The sequence below is a fragment of the Streptomyces sp. DH24 genome (assembly GCF_029813775.1).
Taxonomy (GTDB): Bacteria; Actinomycetota; Actinomycetes; order Streptomycetales; family Streptomycetaceae; genus Streptomyces.
Map to the genome: position 1 here is coordinate 26346 of NZ_JARVKW010000028.1, position 18370 is coordinate 44715.

Consider the following 18370-nt stretch of genomic DNA (forward strand, 5'->3'; position numbering starts at 1 on the left):
TATCCAGCGCTCGCTCTTGCCTGCCGTTGTCCTGAAGCCTCCTCAGCTCTGTACCCTCCGTCAAGCCCGCCCACTCCAGTCGGCCAAACCTGGCCGATCGGCAGCGGACGCGCTCGCGAGGGGGCGAGGCAGGCACGGCATATCTCAGCACATCCGTGGTGTCGTCCGGCAACTCGTTATGTCCCGGCACCCGTTGGTCAACGCCCCGTGCGGCGACCCCGGTACGGGTGACGTCAGTCGTCCGCCAGCTCCGCGACGCCCGTGATCCGGTGCAGCGGGTAGGTGCGGACCTCGTCCGCGGTGTGGTCGTACGCCGTCACGAAGCCGCCCTCGACACGGACCGGGGCGACGACGCGCTGACTGGCGGCGCCCTCGGCGTTGACGTAGCCGATCCACACGGCCTCGCCGGTCAGGACGGCGGCCTGCATGGTGGCGAGGGTCTCGGCGGAGCTGGTGCGCGGCAGGTCACCGCCCGCCGCGGGGGCGGTGCCGTCGGCCGCGGGGGCCGTGCCGTCGGCCGGTTTGCGCGGGGTCGTCGCCGCCAGGTCGCCGGCCCGGATGGCGCGCAGCGCGGCGGCCAGCAGCGTCTCGTCGGGCACCGGCGGGCCCTCCGGCACCGGCTCGGGCGCGGTGCGCGGCGGGGTGCGGTGGGCGTCCGCGCGGGTGATCAGCACGTCGCCCTCGGCGGACTCGGCGGCCGGCGCGTACCCCATCACGCGCAGCCCCTCCAGCAGCGCCGCCGGATCGGCCTGCGCGGCCAGCACGGTCGGCGCGAGGCGGCGCAGCCGCAGCCCGGCGGAGCGCTTGTCGGCGAGGATCTCGTTGAGCAGCGCGTCGTCGTCGCAGCGCACGTACGCCGAGGCGGCGCCCACCCGCAGATGCCCGTGCCGGCGGGCGACGTCGTCGATCAGATACGTCAGGGGCTGCGGCACCGGCGTGCGGGAGTGCTCGGCGAGGAAGGCGTGCAGGTCGGCGGCGGCCCGGCCGGCGTCCAGGGCGCGGCGCACGGAGGCGGGCGTGAACCGGTAGACGGTCGCCCCGCCCTTGGACTCCACGTCGGCGAGGACGTCCAGCATGTCGGCGAGCGGCTGCCGCAGCGGGCCGGGCGCCACGGCCGTCAGGTCGGCCTGCAGCAGCACGTGGTCCAGCGGCTCGGGCAGCAGCGGCGCCAGCACCCGGGCGGCCGCCGCGGAGGCCACGGCCCGCCGGGCGGGCGTGAGCGGGGCGAGGGACGTGTACGGGCCCGCGTCCGGGGTCCGGTGGTGGTGGACGGGCAGCTTGTCACCGGGACCGACGGGCTCGTCGGCGCCCGGCTCCTTCGGCGGCGGGGGCGCGCCCAGCAGGGCCCGGGCGTGCGACGACAGAGCGCCGCGGCCCGTGATGCCCAGGAGTTCGGCCTCGGAGAGGGTCCACCGGGCGAGGCGGGCGCGCAGGTCGTCGTCGGGCTGAGGTCCGCGCAGCGGGCGCTCCCAGCGCAGCCGGGCCAGCACCGAGTCCGCCGACGGCGCGGCCCCTTCCGGCAGCGCGGCCAGCAGCGCCAGCACCCGGTGCCGTACCTCGGGCGCCGCCGAGCGGTCCAGGCCGGGCCCGAGCGCCGACAACGCCCGGTCCTTCGCGTCCCGCCCGCCGACCAGCCCCGGCGTGCGGGTCGCCGACAGCCACGCCGTGGCCAGCCGCGCCCAGCGTTCGGCGGCGGGCAGCTCGCGCCACTCGTCGTAGGCCGGGGTCGCCGCGTACCGCTCGTCGGGCTCGCCGTCGGAGGCGAGCAGGCCGGCCGCGTAGGCGAGCTCCACCCAGAACGCGGCGACCGGTTCGGACACGTCGAGGGCGACGGCCGTCCGCTTCAGGTCGCGCACGCTCAGGCCGCCCGCCCGCAGCACCGCCGGGCCGCCCTCGTCCCAGTCCTTCAGCAGCTCCGCCACCGTCGTCAGCGCGGTGTGGGCCTGCCCGGCCGCCGTCGCGTCCACCACCTGTGGACGGTGCGCGGCGTGGGCCGTCACGGGCGGCGGCACCGGCTCCGGGGTGCGGTGCGCCCGCCCGCCGCGCAGATGCAGGGCCACCTCGCGCGGCAGGACGACCGTGCCGGGCGCGGTCGGCAGCAGCAGCCCGCGGTCCAGCAGGCGGCGCAGCCGGGCCGCCGGCTCGGCGGTGACCTGGCCGTACGGCGGCCCCCACACGAGGCGTTCCAGGACCTCCAGGGAGTCGTCCGGCAGTTCGGCGAGCAGCGCGGCCATCCGCTCGCGGTCGCCGAACAGCGCGGCCAGCGAGGCCGCGGCGGACACCGAGTCGTGCGTGGAGGGCAGCCCGGCGGCGGTGACGATCTCCTGGATGCGGCCCGGCGACATGCCCGCCGTCGCCTCCTGCACGCTCGGCCCGAGCCCGGTCGGCGACGGGTGCTGCGGCGAGGGCGCGAGCAACTCGCGGGCGGTGCGGACGAGCCGCAGCCGGTCGTCGCCGCCCCACACCAGCGCCTGTTCCCGCAAGCCGCCGAGCGCCCGTGGCAGCGCGGCCACGACGGCCCGGTCCCGTTCCTCGCCGGGGTCGCCGGCCATGAGCCCGAGCAGGTCGTCGTAGGTCGCCGGGTCGGGCGCCACGGCCAGCGCCTCCGCCGTCTGCAGCGCGAACCGGTCCAGCCGCTCCAGGGCCCGCACCACGGACGCGCGCGTGCCCGCCCGGGTGGCGAGCTGCGTGACGTCCGTCGGGACGGGCGTGATCAGATCGGGGCGGCTGCGCAGGAGGGCGGCCAGTGAGGCGTCGTCGCGGGCGCGGAGCGCTTCCGCGAGCGAACGCGGGGCCGTCGGCTTCTCCTCGGTGCTCATCCGACCCACGGTAGCCGGTGCCGGTGCACGGCAGGAGGCCGTGACCGCCGTTCGGACCCGCCCGGCCCCGGGTGGCCGCCGCCCGCGCCTGCCCGCGGAACCGGCCGTCCCCGCCGCGCGGCGGCCCGTCCGGCGTCCCCTCACATGCCTGACCCTGTGGGCGGTTTCGTACGGGCCCGGCCATGCCGTTCGCGCGCGTCCCGCGACGACCGCGCGGCGGGCGGACCCGCGCGGGTGGCAGCCCGCCCGACCCGCACGCGCGCCGACCGCCCTGCGCTACGGTCGTCCACGGGAACGGCACCCACCCCGGAGGGGACTGCGTGGGAATCGAGAGCGACCAGGTCGTCTACGAGTATCTGAGCCGCGTCGGAGACGTGGCGCAGCAGCGGCAGTTGCCGTCCGCGACCCGCATGCGCCTGGTCGCCGAACTGCGCAACGAGATCGACCGCCGCCGCGCCAGGGCCACCGTCGACAGCCCCGCCGCCGTCCGGCGCATCCTGGCCCGGCTCGGCAGCCCCGACGACATCGTCAACGCCGCCACCGGCACCACCGGCGCCACCGCGGCCGGTCCCGCCCCACGGGAGACGGTCACCGCCGTGCCCGTACAGCCCGACCGCGAACGCGCGGACGGCGCGGGCCGGACGAAGGGCCTGCGCCGCGTCGTGCCCCGGCCCCGCCCCGCCGCCCCGGCCGTGCCCGAACCCTCCGAGGTGCCGTCCCCGCCGCACCGCGCGGGCGAGCACGAACTCGCGGACAGCGCGACGCAGGCCGACTGGTGGCGGGTCGACAGCAGCCCCTGGGGCGTCGGCGACAACGTCCCCGGATTCATCGGCGGCGTGGAGATCCCGGAACTGCTCAAGCGCCCGCCGAAGGAGACGGACGAGGAGGGCGGCAAGGCGGGAGCGGACGGCGCGGCGCCCGCCGGTCCGGCCGACTCCGACGCCGCCGCCGACGCCGAGGAAGCCGCCCCGGACGAGGCTCCCCGCCGACGCCTTCCGCGCCTGCCCGCCGTCGGCCGGAGCAGCCCCTTCCTGCTGCTCGCCGCCGTTCTGCTGGTCGCGGGCGCGGTGCTCGGCAACTGGTACGCGCTGCTGCTGGGCTGGCTCCTGGCCTACGGCTCGCGCCGCCTCACCCAGACCGAGACGAAATGGGCGGTCATGGTGCTGCCCGGCCTGTCGGTGACGGCCGGCCTGGTCTGGCTGTGGGGCCGCACCGAGGGCCGCTGGGGCGACCCGATCGCCGAGGGCCGGATGGGCGACGCGGTCGCGGAGACCTGGCCGTGGGTGGTGCGGGGCGCGGCGGTGGCATCGGCGTTGTTCCTGGTGTGGCGCTCACAGCGGAAGGGGTAGCGCCGGTCGCGGTGGTGCCGGCCGGGTCGGCGCCGGTCGCTGTGGTGTCGGCTGGTAGTGCCGGTCCGCTGTGGTGTCGGCTGGTAGTGCCGGTTGTGGTGGTGTCGGTCGCGGTGGTGCCGGCTGGTCCCCGCTCGGGTTCCCCTCGCGGCGGCGGCCCGGTCCGCCCTCCGGACGGCGCGGCACGCTGTCGTACCCCCTGGGCACAATGGCCCGTGTGACTTCCTCCGCGCCGACTGTCGGCTTCGACCTGGACATGACCCTCATCGACTCCCGCCCCGGCATCCACGCCTGTTACACGGCGCTGGCCGAGCGGACGGGGACCTACATCGACGCCGACCTGGCGGTGACGCGGCTCGGGCCGCCGCTGGCGGAGGAACTGGCCCACTGGTTCCCGGCCGACGAGGTACCGGCCGTGGCCGACACGTACCGCGCGATGTACCCGGCGATCGCGATCACCGCGACGCCCGCCATGACGGGCGCCCGGGAGGCGATCGCCGCGGTGCGGGAGGCCGGCGGGCGGGCGATAGTCGTCACCGCCAAGTTCGAGCCCAACGCCAAGCTGCACCTCGCGCACCTCGGCATCGAGCCGGACGCGGTCGTCGGCGACCTGTGGGCCGAGCAGAAGGCGGAGGCCCTGCGCGAGTACGGCGCGGGCATCTACGTGGGCGACCACACCGGTGACGTGCGCGGGGCGCGTACCGCCGGTGCCCTGGCGGTGGCGGTGGCGACCGGCCCGTGCGACGCCGCCGAGCTGCGGGAGGCCGGCGCGGACGTGGTGCTGGCCGACCTCACCGAGTTCCCGGCGTGGCTGGCGGCCCACCTGGAGACGTCGGCCTGACGCCGGTCTGGCGCCGGTCGGTCTGACGCCGGTCTGGCGCCGGTCGGTCTGACGCAGGTTCGACGCCGGTCGGTCTGACGCCGGTCCGACGCCGGTCTGCCGGAGCCCGGCCCGATCGGAGGCGGGTGGGGCGACGCCGCCCGGCCTACTCGGAGGCGCGGGCCCGACGCCGTCCGGCCGCGACGGACCGCAGGACGCCCGCGCCGGCCAGCAGGAAACCGACGGCCATGAGCATGCTCAGCCCGAACATGTACGTCGGGAAGGGCGTCGTCCCGAGGAACAGCGGGGTGACGGTGACGAGCGTGGCCACCGCGCCGACGATGAAGACGATGCCTCCGGCCCGGACCAGCCGGTCTCCGGGGGCGGCGGAGTCCGCCGGGTTGTCATTGCGCACGGCGTCAGGTTAGTTCCCGCGCCGCACCCTCCTCCAGCCGGGCCGGGGCCCCGGGCTCCCGCCCCGGACGGGCACCCGCCCCCGGTGCCTTCCGGCGTGACCGCCCTCCCGAGCGCGGTACCTTCGTCGTCACGCCGATGAGGAGAGTGAACGTGAGCAAGTTCGTGCGGCCGGCACCCGAGGGTGCGGACCCGTTCGGGACGGCCCGTCTGCGGCGCGGGGTACTGGACGCCTGGGCCACCAGTCCCGCCCGGTTCCGTGAGGACGCCAACGCCGAGGAGGACCTGGTCCTCGGCGGCTACCGGGACCGGCTCGTCGTCGAACTCGCCCAGAACGCCGCCGACGCCGCCGCCCGCGCGGGCCGGCCCGGCCGGCTGCGGCTCACCCTCCGCGACGGGGTCCTCGTCGCCGCCAACACCGGCGCCCCGCTGGACGCGGCCGGTGTCGAGTCGCTGTCCACGCTGCGGGCCTCCGCCAAGCGGGACACCCCGTCCGTGGGCCGCTTCGGCGTCGGCTTCGCCGCCGTCCTCGCCGTCACCGACGAGCCCGCCGTCGTCGGCCGGCACGGCGGCGTGCGCTGGTCCCTGGCCGAGGCCCGCGAACTGGCCGACGGCACCGCCCGGCACAGCCCCGGCCTCGGCGACGAGATCCGCCGCCGCGACGGTCACGTACCGCTGCTGCGGCTGCCGTTCGCCGCCGAGGGCAGCGCCCCCGACCCGTACGACACGGCCGTCATCCTGCCGCTGCGGGACGCTGCCGCCGCCGACCTCGCCGAGCGGCTCCTGCACGCCGTGGACGACGCCCTCCTGCTCGCCCTGCCGGGCCTGGAGGAGGTGGTGATCGAGACCCACGAGACGCGCACGCTGCGCCGCCGCACCGAGGACGGGCTCACCGTCGTCGAGGACTCCCGGCCTCGCACGAGCGGCGGGACCCCCACCGGCGCCACCCGCTGGCGCACCACCGTCGCGCACGGGCCGCTCACGCCCGAACTGCTCGCCGACCGGCCCGTCGAGGAGCGGCTGCGGCCCCACTGGTCCGTCACCTGGGCCGTCCCCGTCGACACCGACGGCGGCCCGGCCGCGCCCCGCACCAGCCCCGTCCTCCACGCGCCCACCCCCAGCGACGAGCCGCTCGGCGTGCCCGCGCTGCTCATCGCCTCGTTCCCGCTGGACTCCACCCGCCGGCACGCCGCGCCCGGCCCGCTGACCGACTTCCTCGCGCAGCGCGCCGCCGACGCCTACGCCGACCTCCTCGCCGCCTGGCGGCCCGTGACCGCCGGCGTCGTCGGCCTCGTGCCCGGCCCGCTCGGCAAGGGCGAACTGGACGGCGCCCTGCGCCGGGCGATTCTGGAGCGGCTGCCCCGCACGTCCTTCCTGCCGCCCGCCGTCGCGCCCGTCGACGGCGACTCCGAGCTGCCGGAGTCGCTGCGGCCGAGGGACGCCGAGATCGTCGAGGGCGCGGGCGCGGACACCGTGCGCGTCCTGGCCGAGGTGCTGCCGACCCTGCTGCCCGCCGGTCTGGAGCGGCGCGCGGAACTGCGCACGCTGGGCGTGGCCCGGGTGCCGCTGACCGACGCGGTCGACCGGCTGGCCGGCCTGGAGAGGGAGCCCGGCTGGTGGCGGCGGCTGTACGACAGCCTGGCCGGTGTCGACCCCGACCGGCTGTCCGGGCTTCCCGTGCCGCTGGCTGGGGGAACCTCCCGGGCTTTCGGCTCTGGGGGACGGCGTACGACCATCGGGCCCCGGCAGGTCCTGCTGCCCACCCCCGACGCAGCCGGGCTCGACCCGGAGGTGCTGGCCCGGCTCGGTCTGAAGGTCGTCCACCCGGACGCCGCGCACCCGCTGCTGGAGAAGCTGGGCGCGCTGCCCGCGACGCCGCGCGCCGTGCTCACCACCCCGCAGGTGCGGGCGGCCGTCGCCGCCTCCCTGGACGACGAGGGCGGCAAGAGCTGGGAGGAGGACTCCCTCGACGCCGAGGAACTGGCCGACACCGTGCTGGCCCTGGTGCGCGACGCGGGCCTCGAACCGGGCGACGAACCCTGGCTGGGCGCCCTCGCCCTGCCCGACGAGGACGGCGAACTCGCCCCCGCGGGTGAACTCGTCTTCCCCGACGGGCCCTTCCATCAGGTGATGCGCGAGGGCGAACTCGCCACCGTGGACACCGAACTGGCCGAGAGGTGGGGCCCCGAGCCGCTCGCGGCCTGCGGCGTGCTGGTCGACTTCGCGCTCGTCCGCGCCACCGACGTCGTCCTGGACCCCGACGAACTGGAGCCCCGGGAGGGCGACTTCGCCGAGCCGGACGACGCCGGGCTGCTGGACGCCGTGGACGTGTGGTGCGAGGACGTCCTCGACCGCTTCCCGGACAGCCCCGTCCCGCCCGTCGCCACCGAACTCGTCGCCGTGCGCGACCTGGACCTCGTGGCCGACGACAAGTGGCCGCAGGCGCTCGCCCTGCTCGCCCGGCCGCCGCTGCGCGACGCGATCACCCAGCCCGTGCGCGTCCTGCTCCCGGACGGCACCCACGAGGTCGTACGGCCCTACACCGCCTGGTGGCTGCGCGGGCACCCCGTCCTCGCCGGCCGCCGCCCCGCCGGTCTGCGCGCGGCCGGCGGCGACCGGCTGCTGCGCGGTCTGTACGACGAGGCCGACGCCACCGGCTTCGAGGACGAGCAGGTGCTGCGGGCGCTCGGCGTGCGCACGTCCGTCGCGGCCCTGCTGGACGAGCCCGGCGGCGCCGCCGAGCTCCTCGACCGGCTCGCCGACCCCGACCGCGAGGTCACCTCCGCCCAACTGCACGCCCTGTACGGGGCGCTGGCCGCGCTGGACCCGGAGCAGGTGACCCTGCCGGACGACCTGCGTGCCGTGGTCGACGGCCGGGTGGAGGTCGTGGACGCCGGTGAGGCGGTCGTCGTGGACTCGCCTGACCTGCTGCCGTTCACCGGGGGAGTCCCGCTGCTGCCGGTGCGGCCGTCGCGGGCGGCGGAGCTGGCCGAGCTGTTCCAGGTGCGGCGGCTGAGCGAGTCCGTCACCGGGAAGGTCACGTCCGAGGGCACCGAGCACGACGTACCCGAGTCCGTGCGGGTGCTGCTCGGCCCGCGCACCCCGCGCACGTACGTCGAGCACGAGGAACTCGTCGTCGACGGCGTCGAGCTGGACTGGCGCCTGACGACGGACGGCGTGCTGCACGCGGCGACCCTGGAGGGCGTCGCCGCGGGTCTGGCCTGGGCGGCCGGTCAGTGGCCGCGCCGCTTCGAGGTCGCGGCGCTGCTGGAGGACCCGACCCGGACGGAGGAACTGGCCCGGGACCGCTGGTTCGACTGAGGGCGCGTCATGCGCGACGGGGGTGTGTGAAGCGGCGTGCACACATTCTTAACCTTCCGTACAACCATTCACCCTCGTCGCGTATCTGATCACGTGAGTCAACAGACTCCACGATCACTTGGGCCCCGCGCGGACTGCGAGCCGTTGGGTACGACCAGCGCGCGGGTGCCCCTTTCTCCACATGGGGATCGCATGCGCATACGAGCCACCGTGGCCGCCGTCACCGGCGCCCTGGCCCTCTCCGCCCTCGTCGCCCCGGCCGCGCAGGCCGACGAGGCGCCGACGTTCCGCGAGAGCGCCGCCGCGGCCTTCGCCGCCGCTCACGGCCCGTCCGACAAGGCCGCGTTCAGCACGGCGGACGCCGCCGACCTGGGCATCACCTTCTCCAACTTCAAGATCGCCTCGGCGGTCAAGGTGGGCACGACCAACAAGGTCTCCACCACGGTCACCTACACGCTGACCCACGGCGGCGATGTCGACGTCAACGCCGAGGACTTCGACACGGGCCCGTACATCTACCGCGGTTCGTTCGACGAGCCGGACAACATGCTGTTCGGCGACTACGCGGCCACCTGCACCGACACGTCGACGACGACCGCCTCCTGCAAGGGCAACATCGACGTCTACCCGGCCTACGGCGAGCTGCTGAACGCCCACGCCGGCACCTGGAAGGGCGGCGCGCTCGCCCTCAACTACACCACCGGCGACTACTCCGACCAGGGCGACCTCGGCACCACCCGGGTCCAGCGCTACTCCAAGCTGACCGTCAACGCCTCCCCGGAGCCGGTGACCAAGGGCCGCACCATCACGGTCACGGGCAAGCTGTCCCGGGCCAACTGGGAGACCTTCGACTACCGCGGCTACACCAACCAGTACGTGAAGCTGCAGTTCCGCAAGAAGGACTCCAGCACGTACACCACGGTGAAGACCATCAAGTCGAACTCGACGGGCAACCTCAGCACCACGGTCACCGCCTCGACGGACGGCTACTTCCGCTACTACTTCGAGGGCACCACGACCACCCCGGCGGTCAAGGCCACCGGTGACTTCGTCGACGTGCGGTAACCACAGGCGCTAAGCCGGTACGCGGCGGTCCACCCACCTCCACATGAGCTCCAGGGTGGCCGCCGCCACCGCCGCGACGCCGACCGCGATCCACGGCATCGTCACGCCGACCAGCTTCAGCGCGAAGAAGTCCTGCAGCCACGGCACGACCAGCACCAGCAGGAACGCCGCGCCCATCGCGGCCACCAGCGCGACCCGCCACCACGTGTACGGCCGGGCGATGATCGCCAGCACCCAGAGGGAGATCAGGAACAGCGTCAGCGTCGCCGCGCTCGTCTCCGCGTCCAGCGCCCCCGCGCCCGTGTAGTGCTCCCGGGCCAGCAGATACGTCGCGAACGTCGCCAGTGCCGCGACCGCGCCGCCCGGAATCGCGTACCGCATCACCCGCCGTACGAAGTTCGGCCGGGCCCGCTCCTTGTTGGGCGCCAGCGCCAGGAAGAACGCCGGGACGCCGATGGTCAGCGTCGACAGCAGGGTCAGGTGCCGGGGCAGGAACGGGTACTCCACCTGCGAGACCACCACCATGATCGCCAGCAGGACCGAGTAGACCGTCTTCACCAGGAACAGCGTCGCGACCCGCGTGATGTTGCCGATCACCCGGCGGCCCTCCGCGACCACCGACGGCAGCGTGGCGAAGCTGTTGTTCAGCAGCACGATCTGCGCGACGGCCCGCGTGGCCTCCGAGCCCGACCCCATCGACACCCCGATGTCGGCGTCCTTCAGGGCCAGCACGTCGTTCACGCCGTCCCCGGTCATCGCGACCGTGTGCCCGCGCGACTGCAGCGCGCCCACCATGTCCCGCTTCTGCTGCGGCGCGACCCGGCCGAACACCGTGCCCTCCTCCAGCGCCGCGCCCATCGCGTCCCGCTCGCCGGGCAGCCGCCGCGCGTCCACCACCGCCCCCGACAGGCCCAGCTTGCTCGCGACCGCGCCCACCGACACCGCGTTGTCCCCGGAGATGACCTTGGCGCGGACGTTCTGCTCGGCGAAGTACCGCAGCGTGTCCGCGGCGTCCGGCCGCAGCCGCTGCTCCAGCACGACCAGCGCGGCCGGCTCGGCGCCCTGCGCGACCTCGGGGTCGTCCAGGTCGCGGGCGGCGCGGGCGAGCAGCAGCACCCGCAGCCCCTGCTCGTTGAGCCGCTCGGTCTCCGCGAGCGCCGGGTCGTCGTCCGGCAGCAGCACGTCCGGCGCGCCCAGCAGCCACGTACCGGCCCGGCCGTCGCCGTCGGCGAGGGTGGCGCCGCTGTACTTGCGGGCGGAGGAGAACGGCAGCGCGCTCGTCGGGCGCCATCCGTCGTGGTCGGGGCAGGCGGCGACGATGGCCTTCAGGGAGGCGTTGGGCCGCGGGTCGGACGCGCCGAGGGCGCCCAGCACCCGGCGCAGCGACGCCTCGTCCGCGCCGTTCAGGGGCGTGAGACCGGTGACGTCCATGCCGCCCTCGGTGAGCGTGCCCGTCTTGTCCAGGCAGACGGTGTCGACGCGGGCGAGCCCTTCGATGGCGGGCAGTTCCTGGACCAGGCACTGCTTGCGGCCCAGCCGGATCACGCCGATCGCGAAGGCGACGGACGTCAGCAGCACCAGGCCCTCCGGGACCATCGGCACGATGCCGCCGACGGTGCGGGCCACGGAGTCCTTGAAGTCGTTGTCCTTGACGACCAGTTGGCTGATGACCAGGCCGATCGCGGTCGGCACCATCATCCACGTCACGTACTTGAGGATCGTGGAGATGCCGGAGCGCAGTTCGGAGTGGACCAGCGTGAACCGGGAGGCCTCCTCGGCGAGTTGCGCCGCGTAGGCCTCGCGCCCCACCTTCGTCGCCCGGAACGCGCCGCCGCCCGCGACGACGAAACTGCCCGACATGACCGGGTCGCCGGGCCTTTTGACGACGGGGTCGGCCTCGCCGGTCAGCAGTGACTCGTCGATCTCCAGGCTGTCGGTCTCGACGCACACCCCGTCCACGACGACCTTGTCGCCGGGCCCGATCTCGATCACGTCGTCCAGCACGATCTCGGACGTGCCGACCTCCGTGGCCGTCCCGTCCCGGCGGACGGTGGGTCTGACCTCCCCGATCAGGGCGAGCGAGTCGAGGGTCCTCTTCGCCCGCCACTCCTGGACGATGCCGATGCCGGTGTTGGCGAGGATCACGAAGCCGAACAGGCCGTCCTGGATCGGCGCGACGAACAGCATGATCACCCAGAGCACGCCGATGATCGCGTTGAACCGGGTGAAGACGTTGGCGCGGACGATGTCGACGGCGGACCGGCTGCTGCGCACGGGGACGTCGTTGACCTGCCCGCCCGCGACCCGCTCGGCGACCTCGGCAGCCGTCAGCCCCGTCGCCGGCGGCGGCCCGGGAGGCACGGAGTCGACTTCGGCGCCCGCGTCGAGATGCGTCATGCATTCGACGGTACGGGCGGAACTACCGCTTCACTCGCCGGGCGACCGGAAGATCCGACCAGGGGAGGAGGGGTCTGGTACCGGGGTAGTAGCGGCTATTCGGCCGACCCGGCGGGGGGCTGCCCCGGCTGTTCGGCCGCCGTTGCGGGGGACTGCCCGGCAGGTGCCGCCGACTGCTCGGCCGCCGCCCGCCTGATCGCGGCCTCGCGCCTGCGCACGTACCAGACGCCGATGAGGCCGAGACCGCCGCCGGCCAGGCAGGTCCACACCCACCAGGTCTGCCCGCGGTCGTCGAACCAGCCGTAGAACGGCAGCTGCGCCAGGAAGAGGACGAACCAGATGATGGTGCCGCCAACGATGGTGGCGACCACGGGGCCCTCCAGGGGCTCCGGCGCCTCGTGCCTGGGAGTCCACTTCGCCATGCGGCACAGCTTACGAGGTGATCAGGTCTACGCGCGGAGATGGCGTATCCCGGAATGTATGTTCATACTGAAACCGTTTGTCTCTGACCATTTCTGTTCGTAGGAAACGCCAAAGCGGCTCGGGGGAGGTCCGCCGGCGATGAGGTTCCGCATGTCCACCTCGGCCACCGCCAAGGCCCCTTCGCCCGAGCAGCCCTCCCGGCAGCCGCAGGGCGCCCTCGACCGTTACTTCAAGATCTCCGAGCGGGGCAGCACCCTGTCCCGCGAGGTCCGCGGCGGTCTCGCCACCTTCTTCGCGATGGCCTACATCATCGTGCTGAACCCGATCATCCTGGGCAGCGCGAAGGACATGTACGGGCACCAGCTGGACAACGGCCAGCTGGTCACGGCGACCGCGCTGACGGCGGCGTTCACCACGCTCCTCATGGGCGTCATCGGCAACGTCCCCATCGCGCTGGCCGCCGGCCTCGGCGTGAACTCGGTCGTCGCGCTCCAGCTCGCGCCCCGGATGTCCTGGCCGGACGCCATGGGCATGGTGGTGCTGGCCGGTTTCGTGGTGATGCTGCTGGTCGCCACCGGCCTGCGCGAGCGCGTCATGAGCGCCGTGCCCTACGGGCTGCGCAAGGCCATCGCGATCGGCATCGGCCTGTTCATCATGCTGATCGGCCTGGTCGACTCCGGTTTCGTCACGCGCATGCCGGACGCCGCCCAGACCACCGTCCCGCTCCAGCTCGGCACCGGCGGTCACCTCACCGGCTGGCCGGTGCTGGTCTTCGTGCTCGGCGCGCTGCTCACGCTGGCGCTCATCGTGCGCAAGGTGCCCGGCGCGATCCTCGTCTCCATCGTCGTCATGACGGTCGTGGCGGTGATCGTCAACGCCGTCGCCGACGTGCCGTCCTGGGGCCTGACGACGCCGGAGTGGCCCGGCAACCCGGTGGCCACCCCCGACTTCGGGCTGGTCGGCGAGGTCAGCCTGTTCGGCGGCTTCGGGAAGGTCGGCGTGCTGACCGGCGTCCTGTTCGTCTTCACGGTCCTGCTGTCCTGCTTCTTCGACGCCATGGGCACGATCATGGGCGTCAGCGACGAGGCCAGACTGACCGACGCGCAGGGCCAGATGCCCGGCATGAACAAGGTCCTGTTCGTCGACGGCATCGCGGTCGCCGCGGGCGGCGCCAGCTCCTCCTCGGCGACCACCTGCTTCGTGGAGTCCACGGCCGGCGTCGGCGAGGGCGCCCGCACCGGCTTCGCGAACGTCGTCACGGGCGCCCTGTTCGCCGTCGCGCTGTTCCTCACGCCCGTCGCCACGATGGTGCCGTCCCAGGCCGCCACCCCGGCGCTGCTCGCGGTCGGCTTCCTGATCCTGGCCGGCTCGATCAAGGAGATCGACTGGGCGGACTACACGATCGCCGTGCCGGCCTTCGTGACGATGCTGATGATGCCGTTCACCTACTCGATCACCAACGGCATCGGGATGGGCTTCATCACCTTCGTGGTGCTGCGCCTGGCGGCCGGGCGCGGCCGGGAGGTCCCGGCGGCGATGTACGTGGTGGCCGCGGTGTTCGGCTTCTACTACCTGATGCCGGCGCTGGGCCTGGCCTGACCGGGCTCACGTGCCCCCCGCGGTCACGTGACCCCGTAGAACTTCTCCGTCTCGTCGACGGCGGCCTGGAACCGCTCGTCGAAGTCGTCGCGAATGAGCGTCCGGATCACATGGTCCTGGACGCTCATTTTTCTTTTCGCCGCGTGGTCCCGGAGCCGTTCGAGCAGCTCCCCGTCTATCCGCAGGCTGAGCACGCTGGTCCTCATGTACACGAGGGTCACCGCAGCGGACCGCGGGACCGCCGCTTTCCGGATATGACTCACTCGTACGGGTGACGGGCGGGTTTCCGTGGCCGGGGTCACGGGAACCTGGACGTGTCCGCGGTGGTCTTTAGTCAGAGTAATGAGTTACGCTAACAAGATGCCGGACCTTAGCCATGGCGACGACGCTGCCGCCGTGAACTCCCTGCGCTCCGCCGTGATGCGGCTGTCCCGTCGGCTCAAGCACCAGCGGGTCGACGAGTCGCTCAGCCCCACCGAGATGTCGGTGCTCGGCACGCTGTCCACCTGCGGCAGTGCCACCCCGGGCGAGCTCGCCCGCAAGGAGCACGTCCAGCCGCCGTCGATGACCCGCATCGTCGCACTGCTGGAGGCCAAGGGACTGGTCCGCCTGGAGCCGCACCCCGAGGACCGCCGCCAGAAGGTCGTCACCCCGACCGAACAGGCCACGGCGATGCTCGAGGAGAGCCGCCGCAAGCGGAACGCGTTCCTGGCCTCGCTGGTCGGGGAACTGGACGAGGACGAGTGGGCGAAGATCCGCGCCGCCGCCCCCGTGCTGGAGAAGCTCGCACACCTGTAAGCAGCGTTGACGAGGAGGCGAACCTGTTGAGTTCGGGACCCGGAGCACACTCCGCCCCCGCACCGCACCCCCACGACAAGCAGCCCACCCCCGCCGCCCCCCGCGGCAAGACCTCGATGTTCAGCTCGCTGAGCGTCCGGAACTACCGCCTGTTCTTCGCCGGCCAGGTCGTCTCCAACACCGGCACCTGGATGCAGCGCATCGCCCAGGACTGGCTGGTCCTCAGCCTCACCGGCTCCTCCACGGCCGTCGGCGTGACGACGGCCCTGCAGTTCCTGCCGATGCTCCTCTTCGGCCTCTACGGCGGCGTCCTCGTCGACCGCCTGCCCAAGCGGCCCGCCCTGCTGGTCACCCAGTCCTCGATGGCCGTCACCGGCCTCGCCCTGGCCTTCCTCACCATCACCGGGCACGTCGAGGTGTGGCACGTGTACGTCGCCGCGTTCGCCGTCGGCCTCGCCACCGTCGTCGACAACCCGGCCCGCCAGTCCTTCGTCTCCGAGATGGTCGGCCCCGACCAGCTGCAGAACGCGGTCAGCCTCAACTCGGCGAACTTCCAGTCCGCCCGCCTGATCGGACCCGCCGTCGCGGGCGTGATGATCACCGGCGTCGGCACCGGCTGGGCGTTCCTCTTCAACGGCCTGTCCTTCGTCGCGCCCATCGCGGGCCTGCTGATGATGCGCGGCCGGGAACTGCACACCGTCGAGCGCGCCCCGCGCGGCAAGGGCCAGCTCCGCGAGGGCCTGCGCTACGTCGCGGGACGCCCCGACCTGATCTGGCCGATCGTGCTGGTCGGCTTCGTCGGCACGTTCGCCTTCAACTTCCCCGTCTACCTCTCCGCGTTCGCGGACGACGTGTTCCAGGCGGGTGCCGGCTCCTACAGCATGTTCAACACGCTGATGGCGGTCGGCTCGGTCACGGGCGCGCTGCTCGCCGCCCGGCGCGGCACCGCGCGGCTGCGGGTGCTGAGCGCGGCGGCGATGGTCTTCGGCGCGATCGAGATCGTGGCCGCCGCCGCCCCCGAGCTGTGGATGTTCGCCCTGCTGATGATCCCGCTGGGTCTGTTCGGCATGACGGTCAACGTCACCGCCAACACCACCATCCAGATGGCCACCGATCCGGCCATGCGGGGCCGCGTCATGTCCCTCTACATGATGGTGTTCCTCGGCGGTTCCCCGGTCGGCGCGCCGATCGTCGGCTGGATCACCGACACCTACGGCGCCCGGGTCGGCCTCGCGGCCGGCGGCGCGGTGGCGGCGACGGCGGCGGCGGTCATCGCCCTCGTCCTGGCCCGCGTCGGCGGCCTGCGCCTCTCGGTGGGCTGGCGGCACGGCCACCCGAGCGTGCGGTTCGTCCCCCGGGAGCGGCGGGAGGACCTGGCCCGGGCGGCGTAGCGGAGGGCGCCGGGGGCGGTCGCGGGGGAACTCGCCGGTCGTCGGCAGGCCACCCTCGCCGGTCGGTCGATAAGGCCCCGCCCGTCCCGGTCAGGCGCCCGGCCGTCCCCGTCAGGCGCTTGGTTGTCCCCCGTCACACCGGCGGCGTCGCCGAAGGCGAAGCCGAGGCACGGCGACCGGGAGACCCGGACCGTGGCCGGACCGCTGGAAGACTGGGCCCATGAGACTCTTCGCCGCCGTGCTGCCACCCGACGACGTGACGCGGGAACTCGCCGTCGAGGTGGACGCGTTGCGGAAGCTGCCGGGCGCGGACGGGCTGCGCTGGACCGGGCGCCCCGGCTGGCACTTCACGCTCGCCTTCTACGGCGAGGTGGACGACGCCCTCGTCCCGGACCTGTCGGACCGGCTGGCGCGGGCGGCCCACCGCACCGAGCCCTTCGAGCTGGCCCTGCGCGGCGGCGGGCAGTTCGGGCACGGCCGGGCGCTGTGGACCGGCGCGGAGGGCGGCCTGGAGACGCTGCGCCTGCTGGCCGACCGTGCCGAGGCCGCCGGGCGCAGGGCGGGCGTTCCGATGGGGGAGCACCGGCGGTACAAGGCCCACCTCACGGTGGCGCGCAGCCGCGGCGCGGTCGACGTGACGTCGTGTCTCGCGGCCCTGGACGGCTTCAGGTCCCGCACGTGGACCGTGCGGGACCTGGTCCTGGTCCGCAGCGACCTGCCGAAGTCCGGGACGCCCGGTGAACAGCCCCGGTACGAGGCGGTCGCCCGGTGGCCCCTGGGCGCGGCCGGTTAGGCTCGGTGCCGTGGACCCGAAGACGCGGAACCGGATCATGGCCGGTGTGCTCGTGCTGATGTTCGTCGTGGTGGCAGTGGCGGCGGTGCTCGGAAGGTAGCGCGCCGCCGCCGTACCGCTCACCGCGCCCGGCGCCGTCCGGCTACCAGGCGAACGCCTCGGGGGACGGCCCCGGGCCCGGGAAGACCTCGTCCAGGCCGGTCAGCAGCTCCTGCGAGAGTTCCAGGTCCACGGCCCGCAGCGCCGACTCCAGCTGCTCGGCGGTGCGCGGTCCGACGATCGGTCCCGTCACGCCCGGCCGGGTCAGCAGCCACGCCAGCGCGGCCTCGCCCGGCGCCACGCCGTGCTTGTCGAGCAGGTCCTCGTACGCCTGGATCTGCGCGCGTCCGGCGGGGTCGGCGAGGGTGTCCGCGGCCCGGCCGGAGGCGCGCCGGCTGCCCTGGACCTCCTTCTTGAGCACACCGCCCAGCAGCCCGCCGTGCAGCGGCGACCACGGGATGACGCCGAGGCCGTAGTCCTGCGCGGCCGGGATGACCTCCATCTCGGCGCGGCGCTCGGCGAGGTTGTACAGGCACTGCTCGCTGACCAGACCGATGGTGCCGCCGCGGCGGGCGGCGATCTCGTTGGCCTGGGCGATCTTGTAACCGGGGAAGTTCGAGGAACCGGCGTACAGGACCTTGCCCTGCTGCACCAGCACGTCGATGGCCTGCCAGATCTCCTCGAACGGGGTGCTGCGGTCGACGTGGTGGAACTGGTACAGGTCGATGTGGTCGGTCTGCAGGCGCTTGAGGCTGGCGTCGACGGCCCGCCGGATGTTGAGCGCCGACAGCTTGTCGTGGTTGGGCCACGGGTCGCCGCCGTCGGGGGCCATGTTCCCGTACACCTTGGTCGCGAGGACCACCTTGTCGCGGCGCCCGCCGCCCTTCGCGAACCAGTTGCCGATGATCCTTTCGGTGCGGCCCTTGTTCTCGCCCCAGCCGTACACGTTGGCGGTGTCGAAGAAGTTGATGCCCGCGTCCAGCGCCGCGTCCATGATGGCGTGGCTGTCGGCCTCGTCGGTCTGCGGACCGAAGTTCATCGTGCCGAGGACGAGGCGGCTGACCTTGAGTCCGGTGCGTCCGAGCTGCGTGTACTTCATGGTCCACCAGCCAACGGCCTGGAGTGCGCTCCAGGCAAGCGGT

General features: G+C 73.8%; 14 protein-coding genes. 8 read left to right on the forward strand and 6 right to left on the reverse strand.

Annotated features, from left to right (window positions below; all coding sequences use genetic code 11):
- Window positions 1–233 precede the first annotated feature (233 nt).
- A complete protein-coding gene (locus QC282_RS21975; RefSeq protein WP_279551247.1) occupies window positions 234–2819 on the reverse strand; it encodes a helicase C-terminal domain-containing protein in 2586 nt (861 codons plus the stop codon).
- A gap of 320 nt (window positions 2820–3139) precedes the next feature.
- Here QC282_RS21975 and QC282_RS21980 point away from each other — a divergent pair, with 320 nt between their 5' ends.
- Complete coding sequence (locus QC282_RS21980) at window positions 3140–4168, forward strand: hypothetical protein (protein ID WP_279551248.1); 1029 nt, start codon at window positions 3140–3142, stop codon at window positions 4166–4168.
- A 208-nt stretch (window positions 4169–4376) separates the two neighbouring features.
- Window positions 4377–5009 carry an HAD family hydrolase gene (locus tag QC282_RS21985; RefSeq protein WP_279551249.1) on the forward strand — a complete coding sequence of 211 codons (633 nt, stop codon included), beginning with the start codon at window positions 4377–4379 and terminating at the stop codon, window positions 5007–5009.
- A gap of 145 nt (window positions 5010–5154) precedes the next feature.
- Here QC282_RS21985 and QC282_RS21990 read toward each other — a convergent pair whose 3' ends face one another.
- On the reverse strand, window positions 5155–5403 hold the full coding sequence (locus QC282_RS21990) for a hypothetical protein (protein ID WP_279551250.1): 249 nt from the start codon (window positions 5401–5403) through the stop codon (window positions 5155–5157).
- A 152-nt stretch (window positions 5404–5555) separates the two neighbouring features.
- Here QC282_RS21990 and QC282_RS21995 point away from each other — a divergent pair, with 152 nt between their 5' ends.
- Window positions 5556–8723: a sacsin N-terminal ATP-binding-like domain-containing protein gene (locus tag QC282_RS21995; protein WP_279551251.1), complete on the forward strand. Its 3168-nt coding sequence runs from the start codon at window positions 5556–5558 to the stop codon at window positions 8721–8723.
- Window positions 8724–8915: 192 nt separating this feature from the next.
- A complete protein-coding gene (locus QC282_RS22000) occupies window positions 8916–9788 on the forward strand; it encodes a hypothetical protein (protein WP_279551252.1) in 873 nt (290 codons plus the stop codon).
- 9 nt (window positions 9789–9797) lie between these two features.
- Here QC282_RS22000 and QC282_RS22005 read toward each other — a convergent pair whose 3' ends face one another.
- Both QC282_RS22005 and QC282_RS22010 read right to left on the reverse strand, forming a co-directional pair.
- The gene (locus tag QC282_RS22005; RefSeq protein WP_279551253.1) at window positions 9798–12185 is read right to left on the reverse strand and encodes an HAD-IC family P-type ATPase; all 2388 of its coding nucleotides are present in this window, start codon (window positions 12183–12185) and stop codon (window positions 9798–9800) included.
- A gap of 95 nt (window positions 12186–12280) precedes the next feature.
- Window positions 12281–12607, reverse strand: a complete 327-nt coding sequence (locus tag QC282_RS22010) for a DUF2530 domain-containing protein (protein WP_279551254.1) — start codon at window positions 12605–12607, stop codon at window positions 12281–12283.
- Window positions 12608–12758: 151 nt separating this feature from the next.
- Here QC282_RS22010 and QC282_RS22015 point away from each other — a divergent pair, with 151 nt between their 5' ends.
- Window positions 12759–14207: an NCS2 family permease gene (locus QC282_RS22015; RefSeq protein WP_279551255.1), complete on the forward strand. Its 1449-nt coding sequence runs from the start codon at window positions 12759–12761 to the stop codon at window positions 14205–14207.
- 23 nt (window positions 14208–14230) lie between these two features.
- Here the strand turns inward: QC282_RS22015 and QC282_RS22020 are convergent, their stop codons facing one another.
- Window positions 14231–14413, reverse strand: a complete 183-nt coding sequence (locus QC282_RS22020) for a ribbon-helix-helix protein, CopG family (protein WP_279551256.1) — start codon at window positions 14411–14413, stop codon at window positions 14231–14233.
- 154 nt (window positions 14414–14567) lie between these two features.
- Here QC282_RS22020 and QC282_RS22025 point away from each other — a divergent pair, with 154 nt between their 5' ends.
- The 3 genes from QC282_RS22025 (at window position 14568) to thpR (ending at window position 17189) form a co-directional block, all read left to right on the forward strand.
- On the forward strand, window positions 14568–15005 hold the full coding sequence (locus QC282_RS22025; RefSeq protein ID WP_279551257.1) for a MarR family transcriptional regulator: 438 nt from the start codon (window positions 14568–14570) through the stop codon (window positions 15003–15005).
- A 26-nt stretch (window positions 15006–15031) separates the two neighbouring features.
- Entirely contained in the window at window positions 15032–16396 is a 1365-nt protein-coding gene (locus tag QC282_RS22030; RefSeq protein ID WP_279551258.1) for an MFS transporter, read from the forward strand.
- A 220-nt stretch (window positions 16397–16616) separates the two neighbouring features.
- On the forward strand, window positions 16617–17189 hold the full coding sequence (gene thpR, locus QC282_RS22035; RefSeq protein WP_279551259.1) for an RNA 2',3'-cyclic phosphodiesterase: 573 nt from the start codon (window positions 16617–16619) through the stop codon (window positions 17187–17189).
- 142 nt (window positions 17190–17331) lie between these two features.
- Here the strand turns inward: thpR and QC282_RS22040 are convergent, their stop codons facing one another.
- Entirely contained in the window at window positions 17332–18327 is a 996-nt protein-coding gene (locus QC282_RS22040; RefSeq protein WP_279551260.1) for an aldo/keto reductase, read from the reverse strand.
- Window positions 18328–18370: the final 43 nt, after the last annotated feature.

Excerpts from the sequence above, each read along its gene's own strand:
- QC282_RS21975 (WP_279551247.1), bottom strand. The coding sequence starts at position 2,819 with ATGAGCACCGAGGAGAAGCCGACGGCCCCGCGTTCGCTCGCGGAAGCG.
- QC282_RS21985 (WP_279551249.1), top strand. The coding sequence starts at position 4,377 with ATGGCCCGTGTGACTTCCTCCGCGCCGACTGTCGGCTTCGACCTGGAC.
- QC282_RS22000 (WP_279551252.1), top strand. The coding sequence starts at position 8,916 with ATGCGCATACGAGCCACCGTGGCCGCCGTCACCGGCGCCCTGGCCCTC.
- QC282_RS22005 (WP_279551253.1), bottom strand. The coding sequence starts at position 12,185 with ATGACGCATCTCGACGCGGGCGCCGAAGTCGACTCCGTGCCTCCCGGG.
- QC282_RS22010 (WP_279551254.1), bottom strand. The coding sequence starts at position 12,607 with ATGGCGAAGTGGACTCCCAGGCACGAGGCGCCGGAGCCCCTGGAGGGC.
- QC282_RS22015 (WP_279551255.1), top strand. The coding sequence starts at position 12,759 with ATGTCCACCTCGGCCACCGCCAAGGCCCCTTCGCCCGAGCAGCCCTCC.
- QC282_RS22020 (WP_279551256.1), bottom strand. The coding sequence starts at position 14,413 with ATGAGGACCAGCGTGCTCAGCCTGCGGATAGACGGGGAGCTGCTCGAA.
- QC282_RS22025 (WP_279551257.1), top strand. The coding sequence starts at position 14,568 with ATGCCGGACCTTAGCCATGGCGACGACGCTGCCGCCGTGAACTCCCTG.
- thpR (WP_279551259.1), top strand. The coding sequence starts at position 16,617 with ATGAGACTCTTCGCCGCCGTGCTGCCACCCGACGACGTGACGCGGGAA.
- QC282_RS22040 (WP_279551260.1), bottom strand. The coding sequence starts at position 18,327 with ATGAAGTACACGCAGCTCGGACGCACCGGACTCAAGGTCAGCCGCCTC.